The following is a 15579-nucleotide window of genomic DNA, read 5'->3' as shown; positions in this document are numbered from 1 at the left end:
TCCGTTCTCGTGTAAAAAGTTAAGTTGAACTTAAATATTACGTATATCTGTTCGATTTACAGCTCTACTGTTGTACTACGATGAAATTGTATCGTGTTAAAGTTAATGACATTATATAAGTTGCAAATGTATAATGTCATTGTTGATAGCAACAGCATTCTAATATTAATTATGGTGATATACACAATACAAATATAAATCACACAGCATGGTGAAGATCATGTTATATATGTAAGCATTTTGCCATGTGAACACGAAAGGAGTACGTTTGCTATGATTCATGAAGCGGTTCGCTCATTTATGGTTCAAGTCTTTGGGTCTGTTCCGTACGGAATCTGGATCAAGGATGAATATGATTTCCAGTGGAATAACTGGCTGCGTGAAGGAGAGTTACCTGAATATACAGATCAAGAACAGATTGAGTCATCCTGGAAGATTCTCAGGTATACGTTTGTTTTTTTGTCTAACATCAACATTCGTGTGGTTATCGATACCCAGAAGCAACTTACCCTGCTACAGAGTGAACGTCTGGAGTCTTTGATTCGGGAAGGACTGCTGAAGCAACAGATTGAGAAGGAACGTGCACACAATGATCGATGGTTGACCGGACTGCGGGAGCTGACCTGTTCCCTGGAGCTGAACGATTTGTTACTCAAAATCATGGAGAATGCGCTCCATGTCATCCCCTCCCTTTCCTGCGGACTGTTCATGATGGTTGATCCGGACTCTGGCAAGATGATTCCTAGAGCCAAAGTCGGTTTTCAGGATAGCGTGTATCAATATCAGGGCGAGCTGGATGAGGGCATTACGGGAAAAGTATACGAGGAAGGCATTGGCCGAATGTATAGCACACCGGATGATGCCTTTAAAGATATGGGCAATGTTAGTCAGGAGAATGCGGATATCATTGTAAGTTCACTGCCTGACGGTATTATGGCAAAAGGACTTATCGCCGTTCCCGTGACAATGAATACTCACAAAATCGGTGTAATGCTGGTATACCAATTTGAACAAAACAGACGATTTGCCCCACATGATCTGAATGTGATGCAGGGATTTGCGGATCAGGCAGCCATTGCCATCTCCAACGCCACCATGTATTCAGAACTGCTGGAAACGAACCGATATCTCGTTAGCCGCAATGAAATTCATAATCAATTCACGGCACTTTCCATTGAACATGTGAGCCTCGGACATATCATTGAGACGGTTGGGTCGATGCTGAAACTTCCCACCTATTATGTGGACATGGCGAGAAATGACTGGTACCCGCTCATCCCGGAAAGTGTCTTGCTAAGTGAGCTCGATATCTATACCGCTCTGGACAGTCAGTTTAACCCCATCACCTTATCCGGTGGAACGGATCATAGCGATTATTACCTCTATCCCATTGTGAACGGATCTCTGGTGCTTGGCTGTTTTGCCATCCAATTAGATCATCCGTTAGGTCAGTTGGATCATGTGATTTTGGAACAAGGCGGAGCTATTGTGATGCTGGAGATGGTGAATACCTACTCACTCACCGAGATGTCCTATCGGAAAAACCATGATTTCTTCAGCGATCTCGTGCAATATAGAGAACCACAGCAGTTGGAGGCACGACTTTCCAGCTTTCAGTTGCCAGCCCATCAGTCCTTGTTCGTCGCTCAATTGCAGCTCTATGGGGAACATCCCGATATGAAAACAACTGAAAATTGGGTGCGCAAGTTGATTGGATTTATCGAAAAGGAGCTGGGCACCCGCGAACATCTATTGTTCAGCGCACATCACAAAATTACGATTCTGGCTGCTGCATCCGAGCCCAAGGTCAGACACTGGATCATCAGCAGGCTGGAAACGGCTGTGGAGAAATGGACCACCTCTAAGACTCCTGCCCTATCCATTGGTATCGGTGGACTTTATCAAGGGCTTGAGTATGTGTCCAAAAGCAATGACGAGGCTACACGCTCGTTGTCCTTTCTGCTGAAACAAAACAAAGCGGGCCTGATGCTCTACGAAGAAATCGGGATCAATCGCTTGTTTCTGAACCAGGAACCTTCCGATATCGAGAACTACATTCACGAAATTCTGTCCCCTCTTCAACAGCAAAAATCAGGAGAGCTTGAACTCACACTCAAAACCTACATTGCCGCGAATCGATCTGTGCAAGCCACAGCCGAACGTCTGCACATTCATACCAATACGTTGTATCTGCGCCTGCGCAAAATAGAGGAGATTCTAGGTGTTGATCTGAACGATTCCGAGGGTTGGATGAAGGTGTATCTGGCATGTCATTTAAGTGAAGTGTACTCTGTTGCTCCTACCGCGAGTGGAGCACTAAAATTGTAACTCCATCAATTCAGTCCGTGCAGTTTGCGAAAACGCTCTGGACTCATGCCTGTATGCCTTTTGAACATCGCACAGAAATAACTGGCATTCTCGTAACCCACCCGATCAGCCACTTCATATATTCGAAGCTCTCTCTCACTGAACATGAGTTGTTTGCTCCGATTGATCCGTTCTTGGTTCACGTAAAATACAGGTCTGGTGTGGAGTGCCCTCTGAAACAGCCTGCACAAATATTGGGGAGATACCACAGCCACATCGGCCAGTTCTTTCAGCGAAAACGAACGATCCAGATGCTCTGCGATATAACGCAGCACAGGCTTCAAGCGCTCCAGTTCATCATTATAATTGGCGGATGCGATGAGTAGTGGCTTCAGATCCAGCAGCAGGGCATATAATTGTTTGGAACACTCCACATCGTAATCTGCGTAATCCGTATCACCGCCATTCTCTCCTCTAACCAGAAGTTGCTCCAGGCCACGTAGCAGCGTTGCTGTCCTGAGTCTGCATACGCGTGAACCGGTTATCCCCGCATAAGATAATAACTGGCTAGCCTCTCTCCCCTGAAACGAGACCCAAGCCAGTTCCCAACGGTCACTGATGGGCATATATCGATGCGGAACATCGGGATACAGAAAGAAAACGTCACCCGGTCCGACGATATACTCGTCCTCTTGTATAATCAGTCTCCCCTGACCATGAATAATCTGGTGGATCTGATAATCCGGGAATCCCTCTGGACGCTCAGTTTCATATTGGTGTTCCCAGTAACCAACCGTGGTCATATAGATCGGCAGGCGAGCAGCTTCTTCTGTTTTACCAAAAAAAATCCGGGTATCCATCCAGTACACCACTTTCTTCATCGTTAGTTTCATATTGTGATATATATGGGCAATATTCTTTATTCTCTAAGTATCAATTCAATTCTATAATGACAATATTATAACATTTCAGAAGGAGTTGCTGTTATGCGAAAGAAACTGGTACACACCCCTCCGGCAAATGGATACCCGGAATGGAACAATAATCCCGAGACTTTTCAAGTAAACCGTCTACCGGCACATGCTTCTATGGTAGCGTTTCCATCTATAACAGAAGCATTGTCCAATGATTCCAGCGCATCGCCATGGTACGAATCACTGAATGGTCAATGGAAGTTTGCCTTCGCGGAGACACCGGAGCAACGGATTACATCCTTTTATGAGAACAACTATGATGCCAGTGACTGGGACGAGATCGCTGTTCCTTCCAACTGGCAGCTACAAGGGTACGATTATCCCCACTATACAAATATGACGTATCCGTGGGTCGAGCGTGAGCCTGAATTGAAGCCACCATTTGCACCAACAACTTATAATCCGGTGGGTTCGTACATCCGCACGTTTACTGTTCCTGCAGACTGGAAAGACCGGCCTGTCCTGCTTCATTTTGAGGGCGTTGAATCTGCCTTTTATGTATGGGTGAACGGGGAGCTGGTCGGTTATAGCGAAGATACGTTCACGCCCGCAGAATTTGATATCACTTCGTATCTAACGGAAGGTGAGAACAAGCTCGCTGTGGAGGTATATCGCTGGTGTGATGCGAGCTGGCTGGAGAATCAGGATTTCTGGCGGTTAAGCGGCATCTTCCGTGGTGTATACCTGCATTCACCTTCACCGGTTCAGATCGCCGATTTCTTTGTTCGTACTGAACTGGATGACGCGTATCAGGATGCGGAGCTACTGCTGGATTTGAAATTATTTAATCATAATGCCGCGCAGACCCCTGCCGGATTGTCCGTTCAGGCGCAGCTCTATGATGCACAACAGCAGACAGTGCTGAAGCAACCACTTACTGCGGCCGTTACTTTCCAGGGCGAGGATGAACTTTCATTCCAGTTGTCAGCAGAGGTTATGAAGCCGCTACTATGGAGCGCTGAGTCCCCTAACCTGTATACACTTGTGCTGTCCATTCAGGACGAATCAGGCGAAACACTGGAAGCAGTCCGTAGCCGGATCGGATTCCGCAAGTTTGAACTGAAGGACGGCCTGATGCAAATCAATGGCAAACGCATTGTGTTCAAAGGCGTGAATCGTCATGAATTTTCCCCGGATAAGGGTCGAGCCATTGGGCGGGAAGACATGATCCGTGACATCGAGTTGATGAAGTCCTATAACGTTAACGCCGTGCGCACATCCCATTATCCGAATCAGTCTCTCTGGTACGAACTGTGTGATGAATATGGCCTTTATGTCATTGACGAAACGAATCTGGAGACTCACGGCACCTGGGAATATGGGCAAAAGGAAATGAATGAAAACAATATTCCCGCGAGCAAACCGGAATGGCGTAATAACGTAATAGATCGCTGTAACTCGATGTTCCAGCGGGACAAAAACCATGCGTCCGTTATCATCTGGTCCCTTGGCAATGAATCCTTCGGCGGCGATAACTTCATTGCCATGTACGATTATCTGAAGCAGGTCGATCCAACACGACTCGTTCATTATGAAGGTACCTACCATTATCGCCCTTCCGATTCGGCAAGTGATATTGAATCAACGATGTATATCAGCCCACAAGATGTGGAGCAATACGCGCGCATGAAGGGACCGAAGAAACCTTATATTATCTGCGAATACAGCCATGCCATGGGTAATTCTTGTGGAGGTCTGCATCTGTATTGGGATTTGTTCGATAAATATGATGTGTTGCAGGGTGCATTCATCTGGGACTGGGTTGATCAGTCCATTCGTACCACTACGGCAGACGGTGTAGAATATTTTGCTTATGGTGGCGATTTCGGTGAATCTCCTCATGATGGCAATTTCTGCGGGAACGGATTGATTCTGGCGGATAAGACGGTTACACCGAAGCTGGAAGAAGTGAAGAAATGTTATCAGAACGTTCGTATGGAAACCGTTGATGTCAAAGACGGCCTGCTGCGCATCAAAAACCAGTTCCTGTTCACGGATCTGAGCGAATATTCGCTCGTATGGACAGTAACTCACGATGGCAAATCTGTAGAGAACGGTACATTGGATATCGCGGTACCTCCTGGCGAATCGGTTGAAGTCCGAATCCCTTATACGCCATCTTCCGATCTGTTCCAGGAAGCGGTGCTGACTGTATCTCTGGTTACCAAAGTGGCAACCAAATGGGCAGGAGTAGGTCATGAGATTGCCTGGGATCAGTTCGTGGTATCTCCGAGATTGCGTCCAATCCAACCGATACGTCAAGGACAAGACAATGCGCCGCAGGTGCAGGATCTGCAAGATGAATTGAAAGTGACTACAGGCCAAGTCACGTTGAGCTTCAATCCAGCCACTGGCGCGTTAACATCCTATCAGATTAACAATCAGGAGCAATTGCTCGCACCTGTCCGGCCGAATTTTTGGAGAGCCATGACAGACAATGATATGGGGAACCGCCTGAATGAGCGTTCTGCCTTCTGGAGAGATGCTCACGCTACCAGCAGATTAATTCGCTTTGAGCACCATGCAGACGAACAAGGTATTCTTGTAACGACCGATTATACGTGGGATCAACATCCGGGATGTACGCTGTCCATCACATACCGAATTGATGCGGATGGTGTATTGGAAATCAGTCAAACCCTTATTCCAGGCGTAGGCTTACCTGATCTACCGGAATTTGGTATGCTGCTACAACTGAATAACCGCTTGGATACAATCTCTTGGTACGGCAGAGGCCCGCATGATAATTATGCAGACCGTCTGACCAGTGCACGTCTCGGTTATTACACAGGTGCGGTTCGAGATCAATTTGTTCCATATCTGAAGCCACAAGAGTGTGGTAACAAAACGGATGTACGCTTTGCAGAAATTACGTCAGCAGATGGTCAGCTTGGCCTTCATGTTGAAGCCACTATACCCTTTGAAATTAATGCGTTGCCGTGGACACCGGAAGAACTGGAAGCAAACGACCATGTGTACAAATTACCTCAGAGCACACAGACTGTCGCCCGCATCAATTACAAACAAATGGGTGTTGGCGGAGATGACAGCTGGAGCGCACGTACCCATGTCGAATACACCTTGCCAGCCAACCGCGCGTATCACTTCACCTTTACAGTAAGACCTGTATAACATCAAGCAAGCACTGCTGGCAGCATGCCGGCAGTGCTTTTTTTGTTGGGGCAGTGAGTAGTGGGAGTTTGAACTTTGTCATGGGAACATTATAATGAATGAGGTGCAAGAAAGATTTGTACCAGCTATTACTCTATTACGAGGTGAGAATTTGCAATATCTGTTTACCACTCTCTTCATTTTTGGCTTTATCGCTTTTTTGGGATTTGTTGTTGGGATGATCTTGTCTATTCGCAAAGGTAATAGGTTGCCGATCAGATTTATTTTTCTGACAACGGCCTGTTTTGCGATTGCTTCAATAGGCTTGTATGGGATGCTGACTTTATCTTCGAACTCTACTCAGTCTGAAATAGATCAGACCCCTTCATCCCAGATTAAACTTTCTGGCCTCCACATGACTACCGAAGAATTTAAAAACAAGTTTAATGGCGCCGTAGGCAAATACCGACTGAATGGGTTGAGTATTACCCGCTTGAATATACAAGACTCTTCCGAGCAGGGCACTGACACTTTCGAGTATGTATTCAATGACGAGTTGCGTTTGGTTGGTGCAGTGAATGCAGATGAGAGCATACAGGAAGTCAGGTTGTACGCAACTGGTGATACGAGCGAACCAACAGGTGGAATTTTTCTAACTGCTATCGCTACACTCATTCTCACAACTAATAGTGAGTACACGTATAACGATGCACAAGATGTCATCCAGGATATCGGTCTATTGGGTCGTGATGTGAATCAGTCTGATTTTAATGGAGCGACAGTTCGAAATGGATTGGAATATCGCTTCAGCGTACAGGATTCTGAGCACTCTACTTTTGAAATAACTGTTGCGAGATAAGATGCGATTGTGCAAAAAGGCCGCTCCATGAAGGAACGGCCTATCGTGTGATATGTACTTTTTTTGGATAATTCAGTAGTCACAGTCTCTGATCTAACATTTTCCTATTTTATTGATTAGTAAGTCAAAAAATTAAAGTGATCACTATACAAAAAAGTGATACTGGGTACAGTATCCATTTACTGATCTTATCTTTGTAAGTGACAATCCAACAAACAATGCCTATCCAGGTGATTAATAGTTGCCATAAGTCCAATGATGAACACCTCCCGCATGCGAGAGTTACTCAAAAGTTACAATCTCGCTTTGATTGTTCCAACTCATTTTAAAGGTAATTGGATCTTTCGTTTTCTCCGTCTCAGTAGCCGTTCCCGACATACTGAATGGTACCCCTTGTTCTTCAAGCGCTTTCCCCTGTTGTTCTATATTATTGCCGGTAAGGTCAAACACAAAATCCTTTATACGCTTTTCATCACCTATATAAGTAATACTATAGCTCCCTGTTGATCTCTGTAGAGAAACATCCCAGTTATCGCTCTTTCCGTGTAACCTATCATCGGCATCACAAGCTGACAAAATAGCTAAAAGTAATATAGTACAAAGAATCAATGGCAATTTAAATAATTTCATAAAATCCCTCCTTTTAGGAATATACCCAAAAATGTGAGTTATGATATTTGCTAATCATCCCTGATATCTAATCTATATAAGTTGAACTAAAGTTATTTACACAGACACTACGATGACAGAATAACCTTCCAATCGCTGTTATCCCCATATTTTTTTGATTCCTTTTCCGAAGGGGAAAATCCGTGGATAAAGGCGAACGCTTTGCTTTTTCAGGTTTTTTCTGTCCTCTCCGTTATCGTGTAAATGATTAGTTCAATTTATATAGTTTAATGTGTCTTACCTTTGATATGATTAACGATTTTCTGAGCATCGTATTTAACCCATCCCAACAGTGCTGAACCCCGAGATGTTTGCCAAGGTAGCCCTAAAAAGTACAGTCCAGCAACCGGTGATACGCCTCTCTTGTGTATAATTACACCTTGGGCATCAATAGCAGTATTGATATCGATCCAACTATCGTTTCGCTTAAACCCAGTCGCCCAGATAATATTGTCTATTCGTGTCTCACTACCATCCTCATATAGGATGCGGTCATCTATTGCATTAATGGCACGTGGGCGCAGGTTAACTTTTCCCTGGGTCATCAATTCTTTTAACTCATAGCCATATACGTACTCAGGCTGATTTCTCAACCATTTTCCAACCATACGATCTGCACTTGCACGTAATATTCCGAGCTTTTCAAAATACCAGAATATACTTCGTTTATTAATATGCAAAGGCCTAAAGGTAATATTTCGAGCTATGGATATGTATACGGTTTGTTGTTCATCTGATGTCAACTCTACGGCGATTTGGGCACCTGAATTCCCTCCGCCTACAACTACTGTTGTTCCAGGAAGCAATTGAGAGATATTTTTATATTCTGATGAGTGAAGCTGAATCACATGCTCGGATAATGCTTTCGCAAAATGAGGAACATTTTTGGTCTGGAAAGGCCCCGTGGCAACGATAATATTGCGCGCTTCAATCGTTCCATCATTGGTTTCAGCATAGTACACCTCATCTTGCTTCGAGAGACGGGAGATTTCACAGTTTAACTTTATTGGAAGCTCCATTTGTTTAGCATAGTTTTCAAAATAATCTGCAATTTCATCTTTGCTTGGCAGGCTATTTTCATTTCCACTAAGAGGCATTCCCGGTAACCCATCATACATTCGTGGGGTAAAAAGATGTAAGGAATCGTACCGTTTACGCCAAGATTCCCCGACAAGTGAGGCAGCGTCAACGATTAAAAAGGTTAACCCTGACTGCTGAAGATAGTAACCTGTTGCCAAGCCTGCTTGCCCAGCACCGATAACCAATACATCGTACATATGTATCATCCCCAATATCGTTTTATGAATTAATATATGAGCACTTGTTCATATGTTTATTTTACTTAACAACTATTTGTTTAGCAATAGAAGAAAACATCACTACTTCCTTTTACAAGATCAGCCATTAAAAAGACTCCCTCACGGGAGCCTTTTAATCATTTCAGTGCAAGTTTCTTATAACTTCTCATGTATGCTACGTGCTAAGTACGATAGGTTGGTTGAATTCTACCTGGTGTATCTATCGATGTCATCGTTCGCAGACTGATGCTCTCTTCTATGGTAATCTTCATGCTGCCGAACGTCATTCTTTAACTTTGCTAAGAATCCCCACCCCATAAAGGCAAGTATAAGCACAGTAATCAGTGCATAAGCAAAGCTATATAGATTCATAAAGAAGTTGATAAAAATTGCAGCGAGCATCAAGCCCAGAATCCATAATGTCCACTTTGTACCCTTTCTCAAATCATTTCCTCCTCAAGTCGTTACTGATAAGCTCTCTATGTATCACAGTACATACGAAATCATCGAAGCAAAGTTTTAGTCTTAGAGCTTCCTATTCAAAGCACTATATCTAATTTAAATATTCAAAAATTTTAATAAATGATCTCCAGTATTTTATAAACTTAAATAAATATCATGTAGAATCTCATTGATCTCCTTCCTCTTTGTATTTTCGTTCCTAAATATTTTGGACCACACTGTATCTTTAAACTTATGTAACAAAAGATTAATTATCCCTGTGAAAAATATAGATATAAAGACTGATAATACTAATAAAAGCATAAAAACCACTTTCCATAAAGTTGATCCTAAAAAAATATACTTATATATTATAGGAATTAAATGGTTCCAGAGCGGCAAAATGAATGCTACTACTATACTAGGTGCTAGTAGTGGTGGATATTTTCTTAAACTAAGTTCATTGATCCGATCTATAAGGTATTCAATTTTTTGTTTTTCATATAATTTATTTCGTTTCAAGTAGCCCACTAAGAGTCCATGTTGCTTCTCTTTGTATTCTTGATTTTTCCAGCCTTCCATTGGATCGAGAAATATTTGATAATTATTATTTAAAATTTTGGTAATTTTAGATTCTTGGAATTTTGTTACACATATAATAGCCACAAAAACAACTATAAAAGGTATAAATAACCAATAATGGATATTACTACTTATCATTTTGTGAATTAGACCAATAATCATTAAAACTGCTGTAATCACATAAGCAAGCCCAATTAAAGAAATCAAACGACGAAGATACGGTATGTACTTGTAAACCAATCCATAATCTGAAACATTCTCTTCGTAATAGCTTATTAAATTTTTGATAATCATATAATCTCCACGTCAATTTAGCATATTTTGTATTCCTTATATAGGACAAACTTAAAAGTAAAGCACTAAAAAAGATTTTCAGGTTATTGAGACACTTATGTAAAACTATATCATTCTATAAGAATATTATTGCATTATTACAATAAACCACCATGCCTTAATGAGTTCATTAAGACATGGTGGTTATATTCTTTATATTCTTTATAATTTGTAACAGTGACTGCTTCACAAATTCTTGTCACATCGTAACGAGAATTCACTCTGCCAGGCACATGATGTAATAAAGGTTTTTACACCTTTATTACATCATGCCGCCCATTCCACCCATACCGCCCATATCAGGCATTCCGCCACCAGCACCTGCTGGTTCTGGTTTGTCAGCGATAACTGCTTCAGTAGTCAAGAACATTGCTGCTACGGAAGCAGCGTTTTGCAATGCATAACGAGTTACTTTCGCAGGGTCAACGATACCAGCTTCGATCATGTTAACCCACTCGCCAGTTGCAGCGTTGAAGCCTACGCCAGTTTGTTCTTTTTTCAGACGTTCCACGATTACGGAACCTTCTTCGCCAGCGTTAGCTGCGATTGTACGGATTGGTGCTTCCAGAGCACGCAGGACGATGTTTACGCCTGTTTGCTCGTCACCGGACAGAGCTACAGCCGCAACCGCGCTATATACGTTCATGAGCGCTGTACCACCACCGGATACGATACCTTCTTCAACCGCAGCGCGAGTTGCGTTCAGGGCATCTTCGATGCGAAGTTTGCGTTCTTTCAATTCTGTTTCAGTAGCCGCACCAACTTTGATTACTGCTACACCGCCGGACAATTTAGCCAGACGCTCTTGCAGTTTCTCTTTGTCGAACTCGGAAGTTGTTTCTTCCAATTGTGTACGGATTTGGCTAACACGTGCATCGATATCGGATTTGTTACCAGCACCGTCAACGATGATTGTGTTTTCTTTAGTTACGCGGATTTGACGAGCTGTACCCAGTTGTTCCACAACAGCGGATTTCAGGTCCAGACCCAGTTCTTCCGTGATCAATTGGCCACCAGTGAGGGCAGCGATGTCTTGCAGCATGGCTTTACGACGGTCACCGAATCCCGGAGCTTTAACAGCTACAGCATTGAATGTACCACGCAATTTGTTCACAACCAGCATAGCCAGTGCTTCGCCTTCGATATCTTCAGCGATCAATACCAGCGGTTTGCCTTGTTGAACGATTTTCTCAAGCAATGGCAAGATGTCTTGCGTGCTGGAGATTTTTTTGTCTGTGATCAAGATGTACGGATTGTCCAAAACAGCTTCCATTTTGTCCGTATCAGTGATCATGTAAGGAGAGATGTATCCACGGTCGAATTGCATACCTTCAACCACTTCAAGCTCTGTAGCGAATCCTTTGGATTCTTCTACAGTGATAACGCCATCTTTACCCACTTTTTCCATAGCTTCAGCGATCAGTTCGCCTACTTCTTCGTCAGCTGCAGAGATTGCTGCAACTTGTGCGATGGATTGTTTGGAATCAATTGGTTTGGAGATGGATTGCAATTCAGCAACCGCAGCTTTAACCGCTTTGTCGATCCCTTTACGGATACCGATTGGGCTAGCGCCTGCAGTTACGTTTTTCAGACCTTCTGTGATCAGCGCTTGCGCCAATACAGTTGCTGTTGTAGTACCGTCACCGGCAACATCGTTGGTTTTTGTTGCTACTTCTTTAACCAGTTGTGCACCCATGTTCTCGAATGCATCTTCCAGTTCGATTTCTTTAGCAATGGTTACACCATCGTTAGTGATGAGCGGGCTTCCGAATTTTTTCTCCAGAACCACGTTGCGGCCTTTAGGACCGAGTGTTACTTTTACTGCATTAGCCAATGCGTCCACACCACGAAGCATGGAGCGACGAGCGTCTTCACTGAATTTAATGTCTTTAGCCATGTTAAGAAAACCTCCCTAGTTTTTGTTGGAAAATGGTAGTGCTATATGGTTCGGTTATCCGATTAAATTTGAATTAGTCGAGAATCGCGTGAATATCGCTTTCTTTCATAATCAAATATTCTTTACCTTCGAATTTGATTTCTGTACCGGCATATTTGGAGAAAATAACGCGATCTCCTTCTTTCACTTCCAGAGCTACACGTACGCCGTCTTTCAATACTCCAGCACCAACTGCAATGATTCTACCCTCTTGCGGTTTTTCTTTGGCGGAGTCCGGGAGTACGATCCCGAAAGAAGTTGTTTGTTCTTGCTCCAGTGGTTCTACCAATACGCGTTCACCTAAAGGTCTGATCATGAAAAATAGCCTCCTTTTGAAATTATATAACGTTACATTGTAGGTTGTAGCCATATGTATTAGCACTCGACAGTGTTCAGTGCTAACAACCAACTTTATGATACTCAACTTGAAGCATGATTTCAAGTCCTTTTGACGAATTCCTGCGAGAATTTACGTTGAATTTACACAAACATAGCCAAATTACACCCGCTGTGCCTGGTTCTATGTTGCAATTCACTAATCTTATTCTACGAAATTGTTTAACCCTTCTGCAACGTTAACAGACAGTCCCTTCCCCATTGTATCCATTGTTGGACATAATATGCCTGCTTGTCCTGTCGTGTTGTCGGCAGTCTACAGAAATAGCCCGGATAAGAACATACCGTCTTTTCCGGGCACATTACAGCTTATCCTCATTCAGCCCGCATGTTTCTTATCCTCGGCACGAACGTAGCGGGATTCGATCTCTTCATCGGCTGCAAGCTGCTTGCGATATACGATTGCGGATAATAACACACTGATCTCATATAACAAGAGCAAGGGAATCATCACCAGAAGGTCGGAAATAAAGTCTGGAGGTGTAATGACCACTGCAATGAAGATCAGAACAAAATAAGAGACTCTGCGCATCTTGCGAAGACGAATTGGATTCAGAATCCGCAGTCCTGTCAGAAACATAATAAGTAAAGGAAGTTCAAATAACAGGGACACAGGCAACACAATGCCAAACAGGAAGCTGAAATACTGTTTCATCCCGTAGGTCTCCACAAGCCCCATCTTCTCCGTAATCGCTGTTGTGAAGGCGAGTGCCATGGGAAAAATAACATAATACGAGAAAGCCATACCTGTCAGAAATAAAAGAAACACATAGGGCACATACTTCAGCGTTGCTTTTCGCTCGCGCGGCTTTAGCCCTGGACTAACAAACTTCCAGATCTGATACACCGTAAACGGCAGTGTAATAATAAGTGAGAACAACCCTGCAATCTTCATATAGATGCCAATCCCGTCCCAGAACGAGAAGGCATGTAATACAAAACCTTTTGCCGACTCTGCCTTGGTCAAATATTGGTATACCGGGTCCGCCACAAAAAATCCTGCAATCAGTCCCAGCACAAAAATGCTTAGTACATAGATCAGCCGCTTGCGCAGCTCACTCAGATGTTCCGTAATCGACATTTCTTCCATTTGCTGCGTCATGCCTGCCCCCCATTATTGCCAGCTTAAAATACAAAACCCTTCCGGCAGGAAGGGATTTCTCTTTCATTGCCGTCAAGATTATTCCGGCAGGCGTTTATCAGCAGGCTTGTCTGCAGGTGTGCTCTCAGCCGCCAGCGGTTTCGCCTTCTCCTGCTCTTTGCGATTGGACGAGTCATCCTCAGAGATAATCTCGCGAGCGCCCTCTTTGAATTCACGGAAGGTACGCCCAACTGCACGTCCCAGTTCCGGAAGTTTGTTGGGTCCAAACAACAACAATGCAATCACGGCCAGCAAAATAAAACCCGTAGGTCCAATGGAACTTAACATTGATATTCCTCCTCGTCTCAAGCTTCGAAGATGCGCATACTCGGCCAGATGTTCATAGATGTCTCTGCTGCGTTCTTAATTTAAGCCCATCATACCATAGATGTAACCACTTACATAACCCGCAAAATTCACAAATAAGAGATGTCACTAGAACAGTCTAACAACGGTCATGGCTAATCGGATATCTTGCCCCAAAGTCCGTGCTCAATTATTGCTTGAACTGACCCGTAACCATCAGCAGCGCTTCCGGAAGCTGATCCATAATGGCAGCCAGATGTTCATGCACACCCTTTGGTGTACCTGGCAGATTCACAATCAGCGTGCGTCCACGAATGCCACATACCCCGCGGAACAGCATTGCAGAACGGTTTTTGCTCATTACACTGTACCGCATGGCCTCTGCCATCCCGGGAACTTCCCGCTCAATTACGCGCCGGGTCGCTTCCGGAGTAATATCACGAATGGCCAGCTCCGTGCCACCGGTAGTCAGCACCAGATCGGCGTGAAAATAATCCGTCATCTCAATCAAAGCCGCAATAATCTCATCGGGTTCATCCGGAACGATACGGTACTCCACGATTTGACCACCCAGCTCTTCTTCCACCAGCTCCCGAATGACTTGTGCACTCGTATCCTCACGTTCCCCGCGGGCTCCTTTGTCACTGGCTGTCAGGATTGCTGTTCTCCACACCATAAAGATCACCCTTCTCCTCTATGAAAATAAATATTGCCTATCGGCTGTAATCACCGTTTTTGCCACCACTCTTGGAATTCAGCATGGTTGGACCGATAATCATATCTTTTTGCATGGCCTTGCACATGTCATAGACCGTCAGTGCTGCAGCTGAGGCAGCCGTGAGCGCCTCCATCTCAACACCCGTTTTGCCTTCGGTTTTGACAGTAACTTCGATGTGTAATTCATCCACTCCGTTATCATGAAAACGAATATCCACACCCGTCAGTGCCAGTGGATGGCACATCGGAATCCAGTCCGACGTTTTCTTCGCGCCTTGAATCCCGGCAATCTGAGCCACAGCCAGAACATCACCTTTGCCGATTCGGCCCTCCCGAATCGCTTCCAGTGTATCTGGATTCATCGTCACTTTGGTTACGGCCACAGCCGTACGTACGGTAATTTCCTTACCTGAAATATCAACCATCCGGGCCCGCCCCTGTTCATTAAAATGGGTCAGTTTGCCACCCGAAGCCTGGCCGTTGTTCACTTCTGAACTCAATCACATCAC

The 15579-nt window shown here is 44.0% G+C and carries 14 protein-coding genes; 3 read left to right on the top strand and 11 right to left on the bottom strand.

What is annotated here, in order from left to right; all coding sequences use genetic code 11:
- Nucleotides 1–273 precede the first annotated feature (273 nt).
- Nucleotides 274–2328: a helix-turn-helix domain-containing protein gene (locus NST38_RS06865; protein WP_076251489.1), complete on the top strand. Its 2055-nt coding sequence runs from the start codon at nt 274–276 to the stop codon at nt 2326–2328.
- Between the two features lie 5 nt (nt 2329–2333).
- On the opposite strand, the gene NST38_RS06860 is transcribed toward NST38_RS06865, so the two are convergent.
- Nucleotides 2334–3200 (bottom strand): helix-turn-helix transcriptional regulator, encoded by an 867-nt coding sequence (locus NST38_RS06860; protein WP_256720034.1) that lies wholly within the window; start codon nt 3198–3200, stop codon nt 2334–2336.
- Nucleotides 3201–3293: 93 nt separating this feature from the next.
- On the opposite strand from NST38_RS06860, the gene NST38_RS06855 reads away from it, so the two are divergent.
- Complete coding sequence (locus NST38_RS06855; RefSeq protein WP_076251485.1) at nt 3294–6413, top strand: glycoside hydrolase family 2 TIM barrel-domain containing protein; 3120 nt, start codon at nt 3294–3296, stop codon at nt 6411–6413.
- Nucleotides 6414–6516: 103 nt separating this feature from the next.
- A complete protein-coding gene (locus NST38_RS06850; protein WP_341343867.1) occupies nt 6517–7251 on the top strand; it encodes a hypothetical protein in 735 nt (244 codons plus the stop codon).
- 282 nt (nt 7252–7533) lie between these two features.
- Here NST38_RS06850 and NST38_RS06845 read toward each other — a convergent pair whose 3' ends face one another.
- The 10 genes from NST38_RS06845 to moaC all read right to left on the bottom strand — a co-directional run bounded on the left by NST38_RS06845 (nt 7534) and on the right by moaC (nt 15558).
- Nucleotides 7534–7881 (bottom strand): hypothetical protein, encoded by a 348-nt coding sequence (locus NST38_RS06845; RefSeq protein ID WP_076251481.1) that lies wholly within the window; start codon nt 7879–7881, stop codon nt 7534–7536.
- Nucleotides 7882–8147: 266 nt separating this feature from the next.
- On the bottom strand, nt 8148–9206 hold the full coding sequence (locus NST38_RS06840; RefSeq protein ID WP_076251479.1) for a flavin-containing monooxygenase: 1059 nt from the start codon (nt 9204–9206) through the stop codon (nt 8148–8150).
- Nucleotides 9207–9425: 219 nt separating this feature from the next.
- Nucleotides 9426–9662, bottom strand: a complete 237-nt coding sequence (locus NST38_RS06835; RefSeq protein WP_017690072.1) for a hypothetical protein — start codon at nt 9660–9662, stop codon at nt 9426–9428.
- 153 nt (nt 9663–9815) lie between these two features.
- Nucleotides 9816–10535 (bottom strand): hypothetical protein, encoded by a 720-nt coding sequence (locus tag NST38_RS06830; protein WP_076251477.1) that lies wholly within the window; start codon nt 10533–10535, stop codon nt 9816–9818.
- 301 nt (nt 10536–10836) lie between these two features.
- The gene (groL, locus tag NST38_RS06825) at nt 10837–12471 is read right to left on the bottom strand and encodes a chaperonin GroEL (RefSeq protein ID WP_017690076.1); all 1635 of its coding nucleotides are present in this window, start codon (nt 12469–12471) and stop codon (nt 10837–10839) included.
- Nucleotides 12472–12544: 73 nt separating this feature from the next.
- On the bottom strand, nt 12545–12826 hold the full coding sequence (gene groES, locus NST38_RS06820; RefSeq protein ID WP_017690077.1) for a co-chaperone GroES: 282 nt from the start codon (nt 12824–12826) through the stop codon (nt 12545–12547).
- Between the two features lie 399 nt (nt 12827–13225).
- On the bottom strand, nt 13226–14008 hold the full coding sequence (tatC, locus tag NST38_RS06815) for a twin-arginine translocase subunit TatC (RefSeq protein WP_017690078.1): 783 nt from the start codon (nt 14006–14008) through the stop codon (nt 13226–13228).
- Nucleotides 14009–14086: 78 nt separating this feature from the next.
- On the bottom strand, nt 14087–14335 hold the full coding sequence (gene tatA / locus NST38_RS06810; RefSeq protein WP_036611264.1) for a twin-arginine translocase TatA/TatE family subunit: 249 nt from the start codon (nt 14333–14335) through the stop codon (nt 14087–14089).
- 208 nt (nt 14336–14543) lie between these two features.
- Nucleotides 14544–15029 carry a MogA/MoaB family molybdenum cofactor biosynthesis protein gene (locus tag NST38_RS06805; protein ID WP_017690080.1) on the bottom strand — a complete coding sequence of 162 codons (486 nt, stop codon included), beginning with the start codon at nt 15027–15029 and terminating at the stop codon, nt 14544–14546.
- A gap of 37 nt (nt 15030–15066) precedes the next feature.
- Nucleotides 15067–15558, bottom strand: coding sequence for a cyclic pyranopterin monophosphate synthase MoaC (gene moaC, locus NST38_RS06800; RefSeq protein ID WP_306068493.1), 492 nt, complete (start codon nt 15556–15558; stop codon nt 15067–15069).
- Between the last annotated feature and the right edge of the window lie 21 nt (nt 15559–15579).

The organism is Paenibacillus sp. FSL H8-0104 (assembly GCF_038050215.1).
Lineage (GTDB): Bacteria > Bacillota > Bacilli > Paenibacillales > Paenibacillaceae > Paenibacillus > Paenibacillus amylolyticus.
The sequence above is the reverse complement of the archived record's forward strand: the minus strand, read 5'-3'. Positions and strand labels throughout refer to the sequence as shown.

What these genes read in the sequence shown, in the direction of transcription:
- NST38_RS06865 (WP_076251489.1), top strand. Translation starts at nt 274, where the DNA reads ATGATTCATGAAGCGGTTCGCTCATTTATGGTTCAAGTCTTTGGGTCT.
- NST38_RS06860 (WP_256720034.1), bottom strand. Translation starts at nt 3,200, where the DNA reads ATGAAACTAACGATGAAGAAAGTGGTGTACTGGATGGATACCCGGATT.
- NST38_RS06855 (WP_076251485.1), top strand. Translation starts at nt 3,294, where the DNA reads ATGCGAAAGAAACTGGTACACACCCCTCCGGCAAATGGATACCCGGAA.
- NST38_RS06845 (WP_076251481.1), bottom strand. Translation starts at nt 7,881, where the DNA reads ATGAAATTATTTAAATTGCCATTGATTCTTTGTACTATATTACTTTTA.
- NST38_RS06840 (WP_076251479.1), bottom strand. Translation starts at nt 9,206, where the DNA reads ATGATACATATGTACGATGTATTGGTTATCGGTGCTGGGCAAGCAGGC.
- NST38_RS06830 (WP_076251477.1), bottom strand. Translation starts at nt 10,535, where the DNA reads ATGATTATCAAAAATTTAATAAGCTATTACGAAGAGAATGTTTCAGAT.
- groL (WP_017690076.1), bottom strand. Translation starts at nt 12,471, where the DNA reads ATGGCTAAAGACATTAAATTCAGTGAAGACGCTCGTCGCTCCATGCTT.
- groES (WP_017690077.1), bottom strand. Translation starts at nt 12,826, where the DNA reads ATGATCAGACCTTTAGGTGAACGCGTATTGGTAGAACCACTGGAGCAA.
- tatC (WP_017690078.1), bottom strand. Translation starts at nt 14,008, where the DNA reads ATGACGCAGCAAATGGAAGAAATGTCGATTACGGAACATCTGAGTGAG.
- tatA (WP_036611264.1), bottom strand. Translation starts at nt 14,335, where the DNA reads ATGTTAAGTTCCATTGGACCTACGGGTTTTATTTTGCTGGCCGTGATT.
- NST38_RS06805 (WP_017690080.1), bottom strand. Translation starts at nt 15,029, where the DNA reads ATGGTGTGGAGAACAGCAATCCTGACAGCCAGTGACAAAGGAGCCCGC.